Source organism: Bacillus horti (assembly GCF_030813115.1).
Taxonomy (GTDB): domain Bacteria; phylum Bacillota; class Bacilli; order Caldalkalibacillales; family JCM-10596; genus Bacillus_CH; species Bacillus_CH horti.
In genome coordinates this window covers 86,732-107,987 of record NZ_JAUSTY010000016.1, presented here as the reverse complement: position 1 = coordinate 107,987, position 21,256 = coordinate 86,732, and the positions used below count along the sequence as shown (strand labels likewise).

The following is a 21,256-nucleotide window of genomic DNA, read 5'->3' as shown; positions in this document are numbered from 1 at the left end:
TTTTCAGTGAAATGAAGTGCGCTTCACTTTACAAGAGTATATGGCAGAAGGGCAGAGATGGTACGAAATTCTATTGAATAGAAGGCCTGATTTTATCCCTCATGAAGGGGTTGCAGAGTGGGAACTCATTCCTGGGTGTTGGTTACAGGTTGCTGAAGGAATTCCTTCGGAAGGTAATGGACCATTGAGAATAGGGGTAACTGATCTTAAAGCTGAAAAAGATAGATTGTTAAAAGAGCTTGAAATTGATGATTTTGACATCCACTCGAGATCTGAGGTTCCCGTTATGTGGGGGACCTTCGCCGATCCGTGGGGGAATCGTATTAGATTATTTGAGCACGTAGACAAGGACGAAGAAAGAAAACGTATAGAGACAATTCTTGGAGAACTGATCTTTGATAGATAGACAATCATGTGTTGAAAAGGGGGTAAAATCAAATCAAATGCAAAAATACACTTAAATGACTACAAATTTAACAAATATGAGTATTCAAATGCAAAAATACACTTCATTCTCAAGAAATAGCTCAATTTGCTCTTCAAATGAGAAAATAAGTGTATTTTTGCACTATAGTGGCTCAATCTATTCAACATAGCTAGAGTAAGATGTATTTTTGCACTTAAATCATTTATAAACTTAAATCTTTCGAAACTCTGTGAAATTAGCAGGTTTAAGGTGAACGTAAGTACGTTCAATTAGAATTTATGGAGTGCAACATAACTGGTCCAAGGCACTCAACTCATGTACGTTAGTATTTACAGAGTTAGCACTATTTACTGGACAGAATAGCAAACTGCTTTTTAGGTACGGTAACCTGAACGGATGCGGTAGTTGCATATGCTTTATTCTGCCACTCATCGTGCCATTGAGTATGACCATCAGAAGCTTCTAGAGTAACATGCTGCTCATCTAGTGTTGGGTTGATTAGCACATATATAGATTTTTCTTCTTCAGTAACTTTAAATAGGAGTAGACCTTCATGCTCCATCCATGTTAACGTGCCTTGATTCCTCAAAAGCCCTTCTCTTTTACGTAGAGCTATTAGTTTTTTCGTATGATCTAGCAGATCAAGATTATACTCTGCTTCATCCCAAGGCATACATTTCCTGCAACCAGGGTCCATTCCGCCAGTTAAACCGATTTCGTCTCCATAGTAGATACAAGGACTACCTTCATAGGTTAAAAGTAAGGTTAAAATCAGCTTTACGTCTTCTACACTATCCTTACATTCGGTCAGGATACGTGGAGTGTCATGGCTTCCTACCAGGTTGAAAAGAACTTCTGTAATAGGCTTTGGATACATGTAATAGACACTAGTCATTTTTTCTTTAAATTGTTTTGGTGTTAAACGATCCCGGACGAATAGGTCGAGTACGTTTGTTTGAAACGGGTAGTTCATAACGGAATCAAATTGATCTCCATACAGCCAAGGTGTTGAGTCGTGCCAAAGCTCACCAAGGATGTAGACATCCTCTTTTACGCTTCTAACTGCTTTTCGAAATTCTCTCCAAAACTCATGATCAACCTCGTTGGCTACATCTAGTCGCCAGCCATCAATGTCGTATTTTTCAATCCAATGAGTGGCTACGTTAAGTAAATATTCCTTCACCTCTGGATGAGCCGTATTTAACTTTGGCATGAAAGGAGTGAAGGCAAACGTATGGTAATTGGCTTTAGGCTCTGTCTGGATAGGGAATTCATGAATGTGGAACCAATCTTTATATTTAGATTTCTCACCTTTTTCAAGCACATCCTGAAAAGGAGGGAAATAGAAGCCTGAATGGTTAAAAACAGCATCAAGCATAACTCGGATTCCGCGTTTATGACATTCCTCTACCATTGTCTTAAAAGCTGCTTCATCACCAAAATTAGGATCTATGGCAAGATAATCGATTGTGTCATATTTATGATTTGAATACGCTTTAAAGATCGGGGTTAAATAGATTCCGTTAATGCCAAGCTCCTGTAAATAATCTAAATGAGCGGTGATTCCTTCAATGTCCCCACCAAAATGATTTGTTGGTGTTGGATCAGCGCTGTTCCATGCAAGAGTGTCCTCAGGATCATTAGAGGAATTTCCGTTAGCAAAACGTTCAGGGAAAATCTGATACCAAATCGTATCCTTAACCCAATCAGGTGTTTGGAATTCTTCATGCTCATGTAAAAATGGGAAGCAGAAATAGTAGCCTGGATCATAAATCACATCTGTATAAAACCCTTTTTCACAATAGAATAAACGCTCCTCTTTGGATTCAAGAATAAACGCATAGCGTAATCTGCGGTTTGGTGGATTCAATGTAATCTCCCAATAATCAAAAAGCTCACAGGAACCGTTTTTTGTAACAGCTTGTTGCTGATAATTCCATTTCCCATCATGCCAGTCAAATCCATCACCAAATAGGAGAGAGATGGACTGGAGATCAGATTTTTTAGTGCGAATTCGTAGCTGAATCGAGTTTTTTGTGCAAGCGTATGCATACTGGAATGAAGGATGATGAAGAACGGCTTCTTTATTCATATTGACTCTCCTTTTTCTATTTATTAATTCAAGCGTAGGAGAATCGAGACGGAATGTCAACATATAAATCATGATTAAAACAATAAAGATAGCGTTTGCAAATTTGTAAAAAAGTATTGCTTTAATGAAAAACTAGGTTATAATGAAAGGGAAGTGCAAACGTTTTCACCATAATGCTAGACCATACCTATTATTGGTAGTATAGTTGATTTTATTTTTATTGTGCAAACGGTTGTACAATTAAGTGTGTAAGTATTTACTAATTTATGGGGGGATTTAGAATGAAGAAGCGCTCATTTTTATGGGTCATGTTAATCGTGATGTCGTTATTTGTACTTACGGCATGTGGAGAGAGTAGATCAGATGTAGAGGAAGCATCAAATAATAATAGCAATGAGCCTGCTGAGCAGGAAGAAGTAGATTTAGAGGCAAATAAGCCAGATTCACTTAAGGTTTGGGTAAATGATGAATCAACACAAAGAGAAGCTTTGCAAACAATTTTCGATAATTTTGAAACAGAATACGGAATTAAAGTTGATGTTACACCGATGAATATGTTAGATCAAATTGAAGCCCTTGCTTTAGATGCACCAGCTGGAAACGGACCAGATATATTCTTCCAGCCACATGATCGTATTGGTAACATTGTTTCAAGCGGTTTAGCTGAACCTGTTTCCATTGACGATGTGATTGGTGACTATGTAGATACGGCAATTGATGCTGTAACGTATGATGGTGAGTACTATGGTCTTCCATTAGTAGTTGAAACATATGCGACTTACTACAACAAAAGCTTAGTAGATAAAGCGCCAGAAACAATGGCTGAAGTGATGCAAATTGCGGAAGAGCAAACAAACGCCGGAGAGAGCAGATATGGATTTCTAATGGAAGCAGCTAATTTCTACTTTACTTATCCTTTCTTCAGTGGATATGGTGGATATGTATTTAACTTTGAAGATGGAGCTTATGACGTATCAGATATTGGTTTAGCGAATGAAGGAGCATTACAAGGTGGAGAATTAATTCAATCTTGGTTTGCAAACGGATATATTCCAATTGAAGTAAACCCAGATATTATGGCAGGTTTATTCAAAGATAATAAAACAGCTGTTGTGATCAACGGTCCTTGGGCTATGAACGAGTATAGAGAAGCATTAGGTGATGATTTAGGAACGGTTATTTTACCTAAATTAGATAACGGTGAAACACCAAAATCATTTGTTGGAGTGAAATCTTGGATGCTTTCCTCCTACTCTGAAAATAAAGAGTGGGCTTTAGAGTTAATGAAGTTTATAACAAATGCAGAGAATTCTTTACACTATTTTGAGGCAGCTGGTGAAATGCCTGCGAACCTAGAAGCTCTAGAAAGTGATGTTTTAACTTCTAATGAACTAATCGCTGCTTTTGCTGAGCAAGTAGGCTACGGTGAGCCAATGCCAAGTGCTCCTGAAATGCAAATGGTTTGGGAAGACATTAATGACGCGTTATTCTTTATTGCTAACGGTCAGGATGTTCAAGAATCATTAGAAGGTGCTGTTAGAAGTATCGGAGCAAATATAGAAGCTGCTCAATAATGGTAAGAAGCAAGTGATAATAAAAGGTGGATGGAGACAATAGTCTCTATCCACCTTAGAATTTATGGGGAGGGGGCTGTGAGAAATGGATGACACAAAACCACAACTGGATCAAGGAAAAGGATCCTTTTTCAAGAAAAGAAATATAGCAACAATTCTTTCGATATTGTTTGCCGGACTAGGACAGCTCTATAACGGAAGAATTATTAAAGGTATTTTATTTATCATTCTTAAGCTCAGCTTTATTATTACGTTAGGTGAGTTTATCAATAGAGGTTTATGGGGTCTACGAACATTAGGTGTAGTTAGGGGAGAAGATCATTCCATTTTCCTCATTGTAGAAGGATTAATTGCCTTGCTTATCCTTGTCTTTGCCATAGTATTCTACGTCTACAATGTGATAGACGCACGGAAAAATGCGATCCGCCGAGAACAAGGTGAGGAGAATCCAACTATTCGTCAAACGTTAAAAAATACGTGGGATTTAGGGTTTCCTTACTTATTTGTTACACCGGGTTTAATCTTGCTTTGTTTTATCGTCATTTTACCTATACTTTTTACGGTAACGTTAGCTTTCACAGATTATAGCTTGAACAATTCGCCCCCGAGGCATTTATTGAATTGGGTTGGCTTTTCTAACTTCAAGAATCTTATTGAAATGAACCTATGGAAGGAAACGTTTGTCAGTGTTTTCTCTTGGACAATCGTATGGACCGTAGTGGCTACGACACTACAGGTTGGTTTAGGACTGTTTCTAGCGCTGCTAGTAAATGATAAACGTATCAAGTTTAAACGCACACTTAGAACGTTACTCATTTTACCATGGGCTGTTCCTTCCTTTGTTACGATTCTTGTGTTTGCTGCGATGTTTAATGGAAGTTTCGGTGCAATTAATCGGGATCTACTAGAGCCGTTATTTGGTGTCTCATTTCCATGGCTGACAGACCCAGCTTACACGAAGCTAGCTTTGATTATGATTCAAACTTGGTTAGGGTTTCCTTTTGTATTTGCTCTGTTTACAGGGGTGCTACAAAGTATCTCGTCAGACTGGTATGAAGCGGCAGACGTGGATGGTGGCTCACGCTGGCAAAAATTCCGTTTTATCACGCTTCCACATGTTCTGTTTGTCACAGCACCACTTTTAATTATGCAATACGCAGGGAACTTTAATAACTTTAATATTATCTATCTGTTTAATAATGGGGGTCCTGCTGTTCCGGGGCAAAATGCTGGGGGATCCGATATTCTTATCTCTTGGGTGTATAAAATTACGTTTACACAAAATCAGTATAGTATGGCAGCAGCGATTACGATTATATTAGGCTTAATTGTGTGTGGTTTTGCCTTCTATCAGTTTAGAAAAACGAGATCCTTTAAAGAGGAGGGCAGATAATCATGAGTACTAAAATGAGATCACGCTTAGAAGTGACAGGTATCTATTTATTTGTTGGGATGATCATTGTCGCCATCATGTATCCACTTCTTTGGACCGTGGGGATGTCTTTAAATCCGGGTACAAGCATGTATTCCACATCTATGATTCCGGATACACCTTCCTTAGAGCATTATAAGTGGTTGTTTACGAGCCCAAACAGTGACTACTTGATTTGGTATAAAAACAGTGTGATGGTAGCGATTGTAAACTCTGTTGTTTCTGTTGTACTAACGTCATTAATTGCTTATGCCTTTTCACGCTATCGTTTTGTTGGTAGACGCTATGGATTATATGCTTTCTTATTGCTACAAATGTTTCCATCCATTATGGCGATGGTTGCGTTATACATTTTAATTAATATGCTTGGTCTGTACGATACGCTTTATGGACTAATGCTCGTCTATATTGGTGGACAAATTCCATTTAATGCTTGGCTTGTAAAAGGATACTTCGATACAATTCCAAAGGATTTAGATGAAGCGGCTAAGATTGACGGTGCCGGACATTTTGGAGTGTTTTTCAAGATTATACTTCCATTAGCTAAGCCGATATTAGCTGTTGTGGCTTTATTCAACTTTATGGCTCCATTTGTGGACTTTTTATTACCACGCATTATTTTGAGAAATCCAGATAACTTTACGTTAGCGGTTGGATTGTTTAACTTTATTAATCAGCAGTTCGATACAAACTTTACTCGATTTGCTGCCGGTTCCATTCTGATTGCCATACCGATCGCCCTAGTATTCTTATTCCTACAAAGATACTTAATTAGTGGTCTGACAGCAGGTGGAACAAAAGGATAATTTTTAGGCATCAACTAAATAGAAAGCTTAGCATCTAGGTTGGAGGAGGAAAAAATAATGCTTCAGGATACTAGCTTTGCCATTCATCCTGGCAAACTTAAAGATAATAAAGGAGACGAATTGTTCGATATTGGCAGTGTAGAGTCCTTATCTGTTCAGAATGATATTGTCTCTGTTAAGACAAAGACAGGAGAAGTAGCTATTAGCTTTTTCAATGCTCATACAGTACGTATTACAGCTAATCCATTCGGAGCAGCTACACTTAAGACTAGTCCGGCTGTGGTCGGCCAAAGCAAGCCTGTAGAGCTTCAGATCGTTGAGGAAGACATGGGTTATCAGATTAAAACAGAGCATATTCATGTCTATCTGAGAAAGTCTCCTATTCGTATTCAGATTATGGATGCTAATGGTAGAGTGATTGTGACAGAGCAGGAAAAAGGAATGGCTTACAAGGCGAATGGAGAGGTCATCTGTTATAAAAAAATGGAGTCTAAGGATCATTTCTACGGCTTTGGTGAAAAGCCAGGTGGATTAAATAAGCGTGGAGATCGGATGGAGATGTGGAACACGGATATGTATGCTCCGCACAATCCAGAAACAGATACATTGTATCAATCCATTCCTTTCTTCGTTAGTTTACGTGATGGTGCTGCTCATGGTTTGTATTTTGATAATACATGGCGCACAGCGTTTGATATGAAAAATGATCCTGAATACTATTCTTTTGCAAGTGCAGGAGGACAGATCGATTACTATGTATTCGTTGGTCCTGCAATAAAAGAGGTTATTACTCAATATACCACTTTAACAGGAAGAGCTCCTATTCCACCAAAATGGTCGTTAGGCTACCATCAATCAAGATATAGCTATGAGACGGCAGAGGAAGTTCGTACTTTAGTAAAAACGTTCAAGGAAAAAGGCATTCCATTAGATGTTGTGCATTTAGATATTCATTACATGGACGGCTATCGTGTATTTACGTTTGATGGGAATCGCTTCCCTGATGCGAAGGAGCTTGTGCAGGAGTTAAAAGAACAGGGTGTACACATAGTTCCTATCGTTGATCCAGGGGTGAAGGTTGACCCGGAATATGCGATTTATCAAGAAGGTGTTCGTGAGGACTACTTTTGTAAGTATATCGAGGGCAATATCTATAATGGAGAAGTTTGGCCAGGTGTGAGTGCATTCCCTGACTTTACAGAAGAGAGAGTTCGTGAATGGTGGGGAGAAAAGCAACGTTTTTATTCAGATATCGGTATTGAAGGCATTTGGAATGATATGAACGAGCCCGCTGTTTTTAACGAGACAAAAACGATGGATGTGAATGTCATTCATGGTAATGATGGAGATCCTAAAACTCATCGAGAGCTCCACAATTTGTATGGCTTCCGTATGACTCAATCCACCTATGAAGGGCAAAAGAAAAATTTACAAGGGAATCGTCCTTTTGTTCTAACACGAGCGGGCTTTGCTGGAATACAGCGTTATGCTGCTGTTTGGACAGGAGATAATCGAAGCTTTTGGGAGCATTTACAGCTTTCCTTACCAATGGTGATGAATTTAGGATTATCTGGAGTACCTTTCTCTGGTCCAGACGTTGGAGGCTTTGATTTCCATGCGAATGGAGAGCTTCTCACTCGCTGGACACAGGTAGGTGTGTTTACGCCATTCTTTAGAAATCACAGTGCTATTTCAGCTGATCGTCAAGAGCCTTGGAGCTTTGGTGAAGAGTATGAGAAGATTATTGCTGCATATATACGTTTGCGTTATCAGTGGCTACCACAGCTTTATACGATGTTTAGAGAGGCGCATGAAGATGGATTACCTGTTATGAGACCTCTTGTGTTAGAGTATCCTGAGGATTCAAATACTCATCATTTACAGGATCAATTTATGCTTGGTTCTAATGTTATCGTTGCTCCAGTGATTACTCCTAAAACAGAGCATCGAGTTGTCTATCTGCCAGAAGGTGAATGGGTAGACTATTGGAATAATGATCTGTATACAGGTGGACAGCATCATTTAGTTAAAGCACCACTAGATAAATTGCCGATCTTTATTAAAAAGGGAAGCTTCATTGTGCTTGGAGACACAAAAGAGAATACGAAAGAAAAAGATGACAACAGATACGTTCATTGCTATTATGATGAAGGTAAGAGCTTTGCGTTTACACATTACGAGGATGATGGAAAAACGTTTTCCTATGAGCAAGGGGAGTGGAGGAAAACAACCTTTACTGCTCATTGTGAAGCTGGTGTTCTGAATATGACGGTAGAATCGAATGGTGATTATCAGGACGGAAAGAAGAAGACCTTGTTCATTCATCAAGCAAATTATGTGGAGAAAGTGTTTGTTAACGACAAACAAATTGATTTCACTCAATCAGAAGAGGGAATTCTTACTGTCTCTCTATCAGAATAAATTCTAGCATTACAAAATTATACAAATAATGCTAAAGTATTAAATGTATATCAAAGATTTAAATAGATAAAAAAGATGATAAAGACTTCTGTGCAGATAAAGGGGGGAGTAAAGTGGCTGTTACAATAAAGGATGTGGCTAAATTAGCAAATGTATCACCATCAACTGTATCTCGTGTGATTGCCAACAACCCTAGAATTAGTGAAAAGACAAAAGAGATTGTGAACAAAGCGTTAAAGGAGCTAGGCTATCACCCAAACATGATTGCTAGAAGCTTAGCTATTCAATCGACGGAAACGATCGGTTTAGTGATGCCTAGCTCAAACGGAATTGTTTTTCAGAATCCCTTTTTTCCTACCGTTCTAAGAGGACTTAGTGAGGGAGCACATGACAGACAGTTTGGCCTTCATATGACAACAGGAAAAACGGAAGAGGAAATCTATGAAGGGGTCAGACAGATGGTGCATGGTGGTAGAGTGGACGGAGTCATTTTGCTCTACTCAAAGGTTGATGACCCAATCCTTACGTACCTACAGGATAACTCTTTCCCTTTTGTGGTTATTGGAAAGCCATTTACTCAGGTTGAACAAATTACACATGTCGATAATGATAATTATCGTGCATCTAAAGAGGTGACCAACTACCTTATTGGGCTTGGACACAAGAGGATTGCCTTTGTTGGGGGAGACCTGAATCAGGTTGTAACCATTGAGCGTGTGTTAGGCTATGAAAGTGCTTTGCGTGAGGCTGGAGTAGAGTTCAATGATGAGTATTTAATGCATGAAGATTGTACAACTGAAGGTGGGAGACAGGCAGTAAAGGAATTAATGCATCTTGCTCATCCACCTACAGCGTTTGTTGTAGCAGATGATTTAATGGCCTTGGGTGTGCTTAACACGTTAAATGAAATGAACATTCGAATTCCAGATGATGTGTCTGTCATCAGCTTTAATAACACATTATTGGCGGAGATGTCTCGTCCGCCATTAACTACGGTTGAGATCAATACGTTTGATTTAGGATTTCAAGCGACGAAAAGCTTAATCCAAATGCTTGAAAACAAAAATGAACCGATTAAACGTATCATTATTCCTCATAAGCTGATTGTTCGTGGGACATGTGGAGCAGCTAAAGATAGCAACATTGTTAAGACAGGAGATTAATAATACTCCCCATGATCAGCATTGAAGGTATAAGTTAGGTATATCTTAATTATACAATTAATGTGAGGGATATAAAAAAGGGCTAGCTCAATAAAGAGTTAGCCCTTTTGCTTTACGAAAGTCATTCTTTCCCATACTCTAGAGCGCCATCTCCAAAGCATGAGTAATCCTCTTAGCCACTCATCGGCAATAAAAGCAATCCAAACTCCAATAAGTCCTAGACCAAAATGAATGCCTAGAAGGTAAGCTAAAGTAACAGATACTCCGAACATAGAAGCTATACCGAGATATACAGGAAATTTAACGTCACCTGCAGCTCTTAAGGAACTAATGATCACCAAGTTAAAGCATCTTCCAGGCTCTAAGAGCATACAAAGCATGATCAGGGTTCCACCTAAAGCTATAATGCTTTGGTTATCCGTAAAAATTCCGAATAAGGAGTCAGAAAACAACGTAATGATAGCGGCCATCCCAAGAGAGATAACCATCGAATACCTAAGGCTACGCATACACAATTGGTAAGCACCATTGTGATCTCCAGCCCCAACCTTATGCCCTATCAAAATCTGTGTACCTTGAGCAATAGCACTCGCAAATACCAGAATAAACATCATCAGATTAACTGTATATACTCTCGTTGTGAGCATTTCCGTTCCTAGCATAGTAATGAAGTAAACGATTAGTAATTGAGATGTGTTGTAGGCTAAATGCTCACCCGCGGAAGGTACACCTATTTTTAATAGCTTAGACAAATGTCCCTTGTGAAAACGAAATAATAGGTTGAAAGGAAGCTTATGCTCAATTCTTTTAAACAGCAATACAGTAATGATAATTAGTCCAATCAATCTACTGATCGCGGTGGAAATAGCAACTCCTTCTACTCCAAGCACTGGGAGCCCAAAAGGCCCATAGATTGAGATGAAGTTTCCTAATATATTGAGAATGTTCATCCCGATTGTTACGTACATCGCATCCTTTGTAAAGCCGTAGCTCTTAATCGCTGCTCCAACTGTCATCACTAATGCTGTTAAGAAGGAGAATCCTCCTACAACCTTAGTATAAATGAGCGCTTCATCCATAAGCTCTGGCGGAACGTTCATCCAAATGAGAAATCTTTCAGCGAAGACAAAGAGGACTACGCTTAGCACTAGGCTAAACACAATATTGGCTGTAATAGAAACGATAACGACCTCAGACGCTTCCTTTTCTTGTTTCGCTCCTAGAAACTGAGCAATAATAACACTTGTTCCAACGGCGATAAATCCAAACATAACAATAACCATATTTAAAATTTGATTAGCCAAACCAACAGCTGCAACGGAATTATCTGAGTATTGACTAAGCATCAATGTATCTGCACTACCCATAAACATATGCAGTAAAAGCTCAATAAAAATCGGCCATGTGAGCGTAAATAGGGTCATTTTCTTGATTGTTTGTTTACTCATTATGTAAGACTCCTTTGAACTTTGACGAACTCAAGCTATATGTAGTATAAAGTGAATATATAAGAATTGGAAGAGAAATATTCGATTTAATTTGCACTATCTCGACTTAAATAGAAGGAGCTGTATCATGAGTATCTTGACTTTTATTTCTCCACCATTTCCTACTTTTATTAAATGTGAAGAAGACAGCTTTGCTATTGGACAAAAACACATGAAAAGATCAGACTTAAGGCTATTTGATTTGCTGTACGTGAAAAAGGGAGAGCTGTTTATTACAGAAGATGAGGTTCAATATGAGGTAGAAGAAGGTGAGTATGTCATCCTCTCTCCAATGCTTAAGCATTACGGACATCTTGGGTGTAAACAGCAGACGGATTATTATTGGCTCCACTTTCAGATGCAAAATGAATGTAGGCTAGTTGAGGAAGGGAATATTGATTGGAGTAAAATTATGATTGAAGAAGGGACTTGGACTAATCCAGCAGAGTTTTTAATGCATATCCCCAAGTATAAAAAAATTAAGCAAAGAGAAACGCTAGAGAGTATGCTTCAACGAATCGTAGAATTGGATTTCCTCCATGCCCCTGATGCGAAGCTAAGGCAGCAGATTCTATTTGGAGAGTTTATTTTATTTTTGCAGAAGGAAGCTCTATCCATACCCAGCTCAGCTGAGCAGGTCAGTCAAAAGGTGCTCGCTTATATTCATGGTCATTTTCAAGAACCAATTAAAATGGAGGATATCAGTCAGGAGCTGCTGTTCCATCCGGATTACATTACACGCTGTATGCAATATTCAACGGGAATGACTCCGACACAGTATTTAGCTCATTATCGCATGTCTGTTGCTAAGCACCTTTTATCAACAACAAATGAAAAAATGACTGCCATTGCAAAAGAAGTAGGAATTACGGACTCCACTTATTTTACAAAGCTATTCAAAAAAATAGAAGGGATTACACCTATTCAATACAGGAGAATTATTGGACGTAAAATAATTTAGAACAAGCAGTTCGTTTCGCTTAAAGCCAATGCTTGACTTGCTTTTCCATAATATCAGGGAAAATTCTTGTTTTTTGCAGCTGAGCATTTGGAACCTCGCTGTTAAATTTAGCAATCTGTTGATTTAGCTTAATGACTTCAGCTTGAAGTGACTGTTCATCAAGGGAGTCTTTACGTTTTATAAGGTCTAGGAGCTGATCTCGTATTTTGTGCTGGAGCTCTAACCATTGTGGAATATACCCAGCTTCCTCTAGAACGCTTTGGAGAGCATCTTTGTTTTGAAGATTTAAGGGATTTCCTTTACCAGGAAGGTCATCCATGCCACCACTTGCTACATAATCATTGTAGATCGTATCCATCCAGCTTTGGTACTTTGGCTGAGCTTGATCCTCATTTACTCTTGCCTTTTGTTGATTATTCTGATTCTTAAGGTCGAAGTTATGATTGTTGTTACTCATTATCTTAAACCTCCTTAAATGTAGTTCATGACCTTATAAGATCTCCATATCATGACGTAATAGATAACAAATTTAAGCTTGAGGCCTGCAAATCTATAATCTACTCTGTTAATTAAATTATATCTCTTTATGCAAATGATTTTGGCTACATTTATAAGCGAAATTGTGACAAATATCATAATATAATCTTGTGTTAAGGTTCTAGAATTTATGAAAGAGTAGGAGTATAAAGCTCATGGGGAGAGGAAAAATGTAACGGACAAATCAGACTCTTAGAGGGCGATTATTATCAAATTTGATTTCTAACGGACATAGGATACCCTTAGAATGAAAAATCCAGCAGATTTTCACTTATTACTCGGCTAAGGTGCACGTATGACCGTTAGAAATTCTGGAGTCTAAAAAAACACGTCTAAGGTGCAAAAATGTCCATTAGAATTCATGGACTTATTTTTCATCAGGAATAGGAACGATAACGTTCTCTATCTTGTAATTTTCTAAAATGACTGTTGTTGGTTCTATATAAATTTTGTTTTTATCTCTAAGAGAATAATTAGTTGAATCTGACATAAGTACATAGTAGAATTCGGCTACAATCCAGTTCTCAACGGCTGGACGAGCCCCGATTTCATTCAGAACAGGATTACTGATAAAAAATAGATCGCTGTGCGTTTCTTGCTTTTGTGAATCTAGGTTTGCCTGCCATTTTAGCACAGCCATATTATTCTCAATTTCATAATAGCTGATTAGATCTCGAAAATCTTTCTCAAAGAAGGAATCTGACTTTCCTTTTTCAAAATAATAGGTTTTGCTATAGTTGCTATCTCCAAGCTGTTCAAGATGTTCTAGTTCATGCTCCTTTAATGGCGAATATCTTGGTAGATTCACAGCAGCGTTACGCTTGGTGCTAAGATCAGCGCTACTAAGCTTCTCAAGAATGACTTGATCTGCTTTTAAAATATAAGCTGTTTTTGTAGATTGATTCCATTGAACCCTCGCTTGAAAAAGCTCTCCTAACGCTCGTAAAGGAACCAAGGTTTTATTGTTATGAATGATCGGTGTAGCAGAAAGCGACTGTGTTTCACCATTTTTGCTTGCTAGTTTTTGTCCTACTTTAAGGACATACGTATCATTTTCATTCCTAACCGTAATTTCTTTCTTTTCGTTGTTAAAGGAAAATTTATAGTTTCCTAGGTGGCTCATATCTGTGAGAGTAGCGTAGGTAAGTCCATTCTGAATAAGCACTTCACCATCTGCTTTATAGTTATTTACATAGGCAGAAGGGGTTGCGGAGTGGCTCTTATCATCCTTTGCTGAAAAAGCACTTGGTGGAGCAAATGCGGCAGAACCGACTAGTGATGTTAGTAAAGTAGCTATTGTGATTTTTTGAATCATTTTTTGTGTGTAATTTGATATGTTATTCATTGGTGATCGTCTCCTTTCTTTGTTTTTCATTTCTTTTCCTAGTGTTATAGACGTAAAATAAATTGAAAAGTTTTACATTCAGAGATAAACCGAAAGTCTCGGAGTAAAAATCCTCTAGTAAGATTATAGAAATATTTAGCCTCCCGAAAAAAACTCTTGTCTCTAAGCAAGAAATTAAGATAAGATACTAATTATGAAGATTGAAAAAATTCAGTGATAGAGAAAGTAGAGAGATGTGGGGGAAACACTTATGCAAACAGCAACGGTTCAACCGAAGCCGAAGGTGAACCTAGATCAGCAAACAACCTATAGAGTTTTATTTGCTATTAGCTTTGTTCATTTGTTAAATGATTCTATTCAATCGGTTATTCCTGCTATTTTTCCAATCCTACAGGAGTCCATGAATCTGACCTATTTTCAGCTAGGTATGATTGGCTTTGCTCTTAATATGACAGCTTCAATTATGCAGCCCTTCGTGGGATTTTATACGGACAAGCGTCCATCTCCTTTTTTATTGCCAATGGGGATGTTTTTTACATTTTTAGGGATGCTCGGGTTAGCTTTCGCCTCTAATTTTTACTTTGTTTTACTTTCCGTCGTCCTGGTTGGAGTAGGCTCTGCTGTTTTTCATCCTGAGGGCTCGCGTGTGGTGTACTTAGCTGCTGGCCAACGAAGAGGGTTAGCACAGTCCATCTTTCAGGTTGGTGGAAACGCGGGGCAGGCTTTAGCTCCGATTATGACCGTTCTAATCTTTGTACCTCTTGGTCAGTTTGGAGCGATTTGGTTTACGTTTGTTGCTGCAATGGCTTCCATTGTATTGCTATTTGTAGCAAGGTGGGCGAAGGAGAGGATGCATGTATTTGCTCCTCCTAAAAAGTCACAAGCGGTTAGAAAAGTGAATCCTGAGAAGATAAAAGCTGTACGAATAGCGATGGGATTGCTTTTGTTTTTCATTTTTGCCCGCTCCTGGTACCATGCTAGCATTACAAATTATTATCCCTTTTATCTTATGCAGGAGTATGGCTTGCTTGTTGAGGAGGCACAAATTTATATTTTTATCTTTTTAGCGGCTGGAGCTGTAGGAACATTTATGGGTGGTCCTTTAGCTGATCGCTTTGGTAAAAAGAAAATTATTCTTTTCTCCATGCTTGGTTCAGCACCTTTAACCCTGATTCTTCCGTATGTTAGTCAGGAATGGGCGTATGCGATTTTCCTAATTAACGGATTTATTATCTTATCTAGCTTTTCTGTAACGGTGGTATATGCTCAGGAGCTTGTCCCTGGAAAAATCGGCACGGTTACCGGTTTAACGATTGGCTTAGCATTTGGGATGGGGGCATTAGGTTCATTAGCATTGGGAGGATTGGTTGATATCTTTTCCTTAACTCCTGTTATGATTGCAGCAGGATTCCTGCCCCTTATCGGAGTGGTTGCTTATTTCCTTCCGTCCGATCAAAAGCTAAGAGAGTGGGCAGAGGAAGCTTAGTCTTGTCTTGCAAAAAGTCCTTAAGAGCACACCGTTATGTGTTTCTTAAGGACTTTTTAAATGAAGCTAAATTTTGGTTAGCAATAGTCACTTTTTATCAAACATTCATTGATCATTTATAAGCTCAAACCTTGCCCACAAAATTATGCTTTATTTCATATCTAGCGTATTAAGTAAGTCCAGGCTATTTAAATCATTTGCTTGGATGCGGCCGTTTGAGATGGTGTAAACAGTATCTTCAATGTAAAGTGCTCGTTGAATCCATCTATCGTAATGATCCCATGGGTTGTTTTGAATTTGTTCTTGACTCATTTGGCTAATTTTGCCCTTTAACTGGAAGCCTTGATCTGAGTTTATGCCATAAATGTAGATTCCCTGATAATCAAATTTCGTTTCCTGCCATGGTGACTTGTTGGTGTTATTAGGTAGAGCTTTATAGACCTGAATAGGGAAGGCAAAGATATCTCTCTCTTTAGAGAACAATAGAGCCTTGTGGTTGTGATTCAGATCTGAGTATGTTCCTTGGTCTCCAATTTTCTCTACAAACTTTTCCTTTGGCTGATTAGGGTCTGTAATATCAAATAGAGTAAGCTTTACTCCAGTTTGAATGGCCATCTCTCTTTCATTTCCTTGCCAGTCTGTTTCAACAAACTCTTCTGTATCCATACCAAAGCCAATCACATGATTTTCATCATAGGGATGCAGATAGTTACTGAAACCTGGTATTTTCAACTCTCCTAATACAGTTGGCTGTGTTGGATCTTGTAGATCAAGTACAAATAAAGGATCAACTGTTCTAAATGTAACCATATAAGCACGGTCTCCCATGAATCTGGCTGAATAAATTTGTTCGCCAGGGGCAATACCATCAATTTGGCCAACAATTTGTAGCTGATGATCCATGACAAATAAATGATTTTCCGATTGATTTTCATCCTCTGCCCACATGTCTCCGGATGTTGTGGCTATTCTTAAATGCCCGTTATGTTCATCCATGGAAAATTGATTTAGCATTCTTCCCGGAACATCTCCTTGGGTAATGAATTCCGTACGTCCTTCTTTCCAAGCAAATTTATAGATGGTTGTCGATTCAACACCTCCACCGAAGAAAGGTCTGCTCACAGCCATATCTGCACTGACGGCATTAGAGTCTAAAGTGGAGTCTAAAGTACGATAATTAGATTGAGTCACAAATAAATGCTCTTTGGTTCCGTAAATGTCTTGACCTCCACCTAGATAAGCGTTCAAATCCACAGGCTGCTCTGGTTTATCTAAACTGAATCCAGCGACATTTAGGTAATTCATGCTTGGATCAGGGAAATAGAACATCTGATCATAGCTAATGTAGTGATAGTCTTCAGAGATGGACGTATCACGGTAGGTAGGAGGAGCTATTGTTTCTTTTAGCCTGCCAGTACGTGGTTCCACGTAGCTTAAATACTCGTTTGTTAATACATAGATGTCCTTGTCTATTTTACGGGAGGACAGATACGAACCTTCAAATTCAAGCTCACGCTCAGTCTGTAGCTTTCCTGAGTTATCTCTATTGTATACAATGACCTTGGTCATGGAGTGTCCCGCAGGAGAAATTAAATCTCTAGCCACGTTCTCAGTTGCCTGCTCGGTATCATTATCATAGCCTTGTGCTATGTAGGGTAGATATTCCTGTCCAATCACAACAAGATGCTGCTCATCTACATACATTGAAAAAGGGTAAAAGTATTCCTCATACTCTACTTCTTGTAAAATACTCATATCCTCTATGGGGTAAACTCTTGAAACGAGTAAGCTAGACTGTCCCGTGTTACTTTGACGAAAGCTGTACACATTTTGTCCGTCAGTTTTGACAATGTCTGCTTCATCAACGCCAGCTACTTGTAGGTTGGTTTCTGCAAATTCTGAGGAGTTAGCTGCTGTATCAGCTATGGCTCCACTTTCTTCTTCTGCTCCTGAGCTATCATTTTGGTTAAAGGTTCTGCCAAATAGGTTTTTGAACCAAGGTTCCTTTTGATCATCATAGACCTTTTTCACCAGTTCATAAAGCTGCTCCTGTGAACCTACTACTGGTAGACCTTGTGATGAAGCGTTAAGAAGCTGTACGTCTGGTACTTGAGTCTGTAAGGTGTCCGGATTCGATGTAGTAGAATGTGAAGGTGACGGTGGTTGCTCAACAATAAACAATAGAAGAACCATAGTCAGAACGGATACTCCTACTGTTAGCAGTAAGATGCTTTTTCTTCTAATTTGTTTGTCCGACATGTTTTTATTCCCCCTTTTAAAGTTAAATTGAAAAATGCTGTTAAGTCTGGCTGTTTTAGATGCGGTAAAATTTTCTCTAGTATAGTAAACTAGACTTTAGAAGTCAGAATTATGTTGCAGATAGGAAGCGAAAAAGGAGAAAAAAAGATGAGCCCTTTATATTTATTTGTGTATGGGACGTTAAGACAGGGAGAAAACAATCATGCTTTTCTGCGCCACTCTAGTTGTATTGAGCAGGAATGTTGGGTGTATGGGAAGCTTTTTGACACAGGATTAGGCTATCCGGTATTAGAAATCAATCAAAGCAAAACATATAAAGTGAAAGGTGAGCTATATCTACTAGACCCGAGAGATTTGCCAGGTGTGGATGAGCTTGAAGGTTATGTACAGGGACGTGAAGAAAACCTGTACGATAGGATAGAAGTAGACGTATATAAAGGGAAGGAAGCTGTGGAGAAGGCTATTTTGTATTGTAATATAGCTTTTCCTACTCCACCTGAAAAGTGGATTGAATCCGGAGATTGGGTGGAGTTCCAAGAGCGGTCAAAGGTATGTCCTGTCCTCTTACAAGAAACCTGGGATAAGGCGATCTCTCAGCAGGATCGGCTCCTATTTACACAAATGAATGAACAAGACCCTCCGAAGCTTGGTGCAGTGAGATTCCTTCCTGTGCGGACAGGCTTTAATCATGAAGGGAAGTGCTTTGCCACAGTTTTAATTCAAAATGGAACAGGGAGTAGCCTAGATTTTTCTAACGCTCATTTACGATATGACTTAGAAACTGTCGAAGCTGAGTCGGAAGCCTTTTTAGCTCAACATTTCCATGTGCCAGAATTACAGGTGAAGGCTCTTTCAAGTACGCCATGGACTTTTCTGTTTCATGATCAAGGTGGTGTACGTCAGCTAGTGGAGCAAGGACTTGCGAGTCAATCTCGCTGGACCGTATCCATGAATGATGCAGCAGAGGTGGCTCAGCAGATTAGGGATAATGAGCTTGAAAAGGAATAATAGGATATGTCTATATATGGTTAAAACTAGTAGATAAGATCTCACTTAGGAGTTAAACCTATTAATAAACTTATCTAAGCAGAAGGAGGAAGAGTAAATGAAGGATTTACTACAACAACTAACTTCACTAATAGGACCACCGGGATTTGAGGAGGAAGTGGCCAGATTTGTCTATAAGGAAGCGAAGAAATATGCAGATGAGGTTCGTATTGATGCGTTAGGAAATGTCATTGCTTTGAAAAAGGGGAGAGGGAGTGCTCCGAGTGTTTTGCTATCTGCTCATATGGATGAGACAGGCTTTGTCGTTAAGAAAATAGAGCCTAACGGATTAATCCGCTTTGAGAAAAACGGGGGACATGATGATCGTATTATACTAGCTCAAAAGGTAAAGCTTAGAACCGAAACAGGTTATGTGAAAGGGGTCATTGGTACAATCTCTGCTCATTTTATGAAATATGATGATCCCCAAAAGGTTAGGAAGCATGCTCAGCTATATATTGATGTAGGTGCTTCAAATGCTGAGGAAGTACATAGTATGGGAATAGAAGTAGGTACACCTATTGGATGGGATAGTGAGCTAGATTTTATCGGTCAAGCGGACGGAGTTTCTCGATTGGTCGGAAAATCTTTTGATGATAGGGCAAGCTGTGCCATTCTATTGGAGCTACTAAAGGAGTTGAAGGAGCAGCCTTCGTCAGGAGATGTATACGCCGTATTTTCCGTACAGGAAGAGGTCGGTTTACGTGGAGCACAAGTAGCTGCTTATCATGTGCAGCCTGATGTAGCTTTAGCGGTAGACACCACAGCGGTAAGTGATACATTTGAAGAAATGATGGATGGAACCTTAGCCCTTGGAAAAGGAGCAGGAATTAAAGTGCTAGATTTCAGCTTAGTAGCTCATCCTTGGGTGAGAAAGCGTCTGGTTGAGGTGGCTAAGAAGAAGGAGATAAACTACCAGATGGAGGTCTTTCCAGGGATTGGTACAGACGGTGGAGCTTTAGCTACTAGCCTTGGTGGAATTCCAACAGGAGTCGTTTCCATCCCCACACGCTACGCCCATTCTCCTGTAGAAGTGATGGATTGGAAGGATTTTGAGGCTTGCTATCAGTTGGTGGAGCAATTTGTGCGTTCTTTAGAGGATGGAACTGAAATTCGGTTTGTGGATGTTGAGTAGATAACAAATAAAGTCTATTCTTTAATCTAGTAAAAGACATATCTCCTTGTGTGAAACGATAGAGCCATGTAGAATGAGTAGAATAACGCTACTATTTCAAGGAGGTAATTATAGATGAGAACCATTAAGCTAGGATCAAGTAACTTAGACGTGCCTGTTATTGCAGTAGGTTGCATGAGAATAGATTCTTTAGATAAGCAAGCAGCAGAGAAGTTTGTGCAAGGAGCGCTGGAGGAAGGAGCAAACTTTTTTGATCATGCAGATATTTATGGAGCTGGTAAGAGTGAGGAGATTTTTGCTGAAGCCATACATATGAATGATGATGTGCGAGAAAAAGTGATCCTACAGTCTAAGTGTGGAATTCGGGAGGGAATGTTTGATTTTTCTAAAGAGCATATTCTTACTTCTGTTGATGGTATTTTACAGCGCTTACGTACGGATTACTTAGATGTACTATTACTACACCGTCCAGACACTTTGGTAGAGCCAGAGGAAGTCGCCGAAGCGTTTGATCAATTAGAAAGCTTAGGCAAGGTGCGCCATTTTGGTGTTTCCAATCAAACGCCTATGCAAATTCAGTTGCTTCAAAAGTTTGTTAAGCAACCAATCGTTGCAAATCAGCTGCAATTAAGTATTACAAATGCGAATATGATTTCCAACGGATTTAACGTGAACATGGAGAATGACGCAGCGATTAATAGGGACGGTAATGTGCTAGACTTTTGCCGATTACAGGATATTACGATTCAGCCGTGGTCCCCGTTCCAATATGGCTTCTTTGAAGGCGTGTTCTTAAACAATGATAAGTTTCCTGAGTTAAATAAAAAGATAGATGAAATTGCTGAAAAATACGGTGTGAGTAATACGACGATTGCTATTGCTTGGATCTTGCGTCATCCAGCAAAAATGCAGCCAGTGGTCGGCACAATGAATATGGCTAGATTAAAGGATTGCATCAAAGCAAGTGAAGTTGAGTTAACTCGTGAGGAGTGGTATGGCATTTACCGTGCTGCTGGAAATGTGCTTCCTTAAATATGTTAGTAAATAGATTATAGAGGGTTTCCATTATTAATCCTATTTATGG

Annotated in this window: 16 protein-coding genes; 11 read left to right on the top strand and 5 right to left on the bottom strand. The window is 39.1% G+C overall.

All coding sequences use genetic code 11. The annotated features are described in order from the left end of the window. Window positions 1-40 precede the first annotated feature (40 nt). Window positions 41-406, top strand: coding sequence for a VOC family protein (locus J2S11_RS16825; protein WP_307396488.1), 366 nt, complete (start codon window positions 41-43; stop codon window positions 404-406). 364 nt (window positions 407-770) lie between these two features. On the opposite strand, the gene J2S11_RS16820 is transcribed toward J2S11_RS16825, so the two are convergent. Then, window positions 771-2,519, bottom strand: coding sequence for a glycoside hydrolase family 13 protein (locus tag J2S11_RS16820; RefSeq protein ID WP_307396485.1), 1,749 nt, complete (start codon window positions 2,517-2,519; stop codon window positions 771-773). Between the two features lie 281 nt (window positions 2,520-2,800). On the opposite strand from J2S11_RS16820, the gene J2S11_RS16815 reads away from it, so the two are divergent. The 5 genes from J2S11_RS16815 to J2S11_RS16795 all read left to right on the top strand — a co-directional run bounded on the left by J2S11_RS16815 (window position 2,801) and on the right by J2S11_RS16795 (window position 9,915). Continuing rightward, on the top strand, window positions 2,801-4,093 hold the full coding sequence (locus J2S11_RS16815) for a sugar ABC transporter substrate-binding protein (RefSeq protein ID WP_307396484.1): 1,293 nt from the start codon (window positions 2,801-2,803) through the stop codon (window positions 4,091-4,093). Window positions 4,094-4,178: 85 nt separating this feature from the next. Continuing rightward, on the top strand, window positions 4,179-5,486 hold the full coding sequence (locus J2S11_RS16810) for a carbohydrate ABC transporter permease (protein WP_307396482.1): 1,308 nt from the start codon (window positions 4,179-4,181) through the stop codon (window positions 5,484-5,486). Between the two features lie 2 nt (window positions 5,487-5,488). Continuing rightward, window positions 5,489-6,331 carry a sugar ABC transporter permease gene (locus tag J2S11_RS16805; protein ID WP_307396481.1) on the top strand — a complete coding sequence of 281 codons (843 nt, stop codon included), beginning with the start codon at window positions 5,489-5,491 and terminating at the stop codon, window positions 6,329-6,331. A gap of 57 nt (window positions 6,332-6,388) precedes the next feature. Next, window positions 6,389-8,752 (top strand): glycoside hydrolase family 31 protein, encoded by a 2,364-nt coding sequence (locus J2S11_RS16800; RefSeq protein ID WP_307396480.1) that lies wholly within the window; start codon window positions 6,389-6,391, stop codon window positions 8,750-8,752. A gap of 113 nt (window positions 8,753-8,865) precedes the next feature. Continuing rightward, complete coding sequence (locus J2S11_RS16795) at window positions 8,866-9,915, top strand: LacI family DNA-binding transcriptional regulator (protein ID WP_307396477.1); 1,050 nt, start codon at window positions 8,866-8,868, stop codon at window positions 9,913-9,915. 98 nt (window positions 9,916-10,013) lie between these two features. Here J2S11_RS16795 and J2S11_RS16790 read toward each other — a convergent pair whose 3' ends face one another. Next, complete coding sequence (locus tag J2S11_RS16790; RefSeq protein WP_307396475.1) at window positions 10,014-11,363, bottom strand: MATE family efflux transporter; 1,350 nt, start codon at window positions 11,361-11,363, stop codon at window positions 10,014-10,016. Between the two features lie 127 nt (window positions 11,364-11,490). Between J2S11_RS16790 and J2S11_RS16785 the strand changes: the two genes are divergently transcribed. Continuing rightward, window positions 11,491-12,363 carry an AraC family transcriptional regulator gene (locus J2S11_RS16785; RefSeq protein ID WP_307396473.1) on the top strand — a complete coding sequence of 291 codons (873 nt, stop codon included), beginning with the start codon at window positions 11,491-11,493 and terminating at the stop codon, window positions 12,361-12,363. 19 nt (window positions 12,364-12,382) lie between these two features. Here J2S11_RS16785 and J2S11_RS16780 read toward each other — a convergent pair whose 3' ends face one another. Both J2S11_RS16780 and J2S11_RS16775 read right to left on the bottom strand, forming a co-directional pair. Further along, the gene (locus tag J2S11_RS16780; RefSeq protein ID WP_307396471.1) at window positions 12,383-12,820 is read right to left on the bottom strand and encodes a DnaJ family domain-containing protein; all 438 of its coding nucleotides are present in this window, start codon (window positions 12,818-12,820) and stop codon (window positions 12,383-12,385) included. Between the two features lie 447 nt (window positions 12,821-13,267). Beyond that, window positions 13,268-14,245, bottom strand: a complete 978-nt coding sequence (locus tag J2S11_RS16775; protein ID WP_307396469.1) for a copper amine oxidase N-terminal domain-containing protein — start codon at window positions 14,243-14,245, stop codon at window positions 13,268-13,270. A 250-nt stretch (window positions 14,246-14,495) separates the two neighbouring features. On the opposite strand from J2S11_RS16775, the gene J2S11_RS16770 reads away from it, so the two are divergent. After that, on the top strand, window positions 14,496-15,731 hold the full coding sequence (locus J2S11_RS16770) for an MFS transporter (protein ID WP_307396467.1): 1,236 nt from the start codon (window positions 14,496-14,498) through the stop codon (window positions 15,729-15,731). 150 nt (window positions 15,732-15,881) lie between these two features. On the opposite strand, the gene J2S11_RS16765 is transcribed toward J2S11_RS16770, so the two are convergent. Then, on the bottom strand, window positions 15,882-17,990 hold the full coding sequence (locus J2S11_RS16765; protein WP_307396465.1) for a beta-propeller domain-containing protein: 2,109 nt from the start codon (window positions 17,988-17,990) through the stop codon (window positions 15,882-15,884). 147 nt (window positions 17,991-18,137) lie between these two features. On the opposite strand from J2S11_RS16765, the gene J2S11_RS16760 reads away from it, so the two are divergent. From J2S11_RS16760 to J2S11_RS16750, 3 genes are all read left to right on the top strand, one after another. Next, window positions 18,138-18,998 carry a gamma-glutamylcyclotransferase gene (locus J2S11_RS16760; RefSeq protein ID WP_307396462.1) on the top strand — a complete coding sequence of 287 codons (861 nt, stop codon included), beginning with the start codon at window positions 18,138-18,140 and terminating at the stop codon, window positions 18,996-18,998. Between the two features lie 97 nt (window positions 18,999-19,095). Continuing rightward, window positions 19,096-20,172, top strand: coding sequence for a M42 family metallopeptidase (locus J2S11_RS16755; RefSeq protein ID WP_307396461.1), 1,077 nt, complete (start codon window positions 19,096-19,098; stop codon window positions 20,170-20,172). 114 nt (window positions 20,173-20,286) lie between these two features. Beyond that, window positions 20,287-21,204, top strand: a complete 918-nt coding sequence (locus J2S11_RS16750) for an aldo/keto reductase (protein WP_307396459.1) — start codon at window positions 20,287-20,289, stop codon at window positions 21,202-21,204. Window positions 21,205-21,256: the final 52 nt, after the last annotated feature.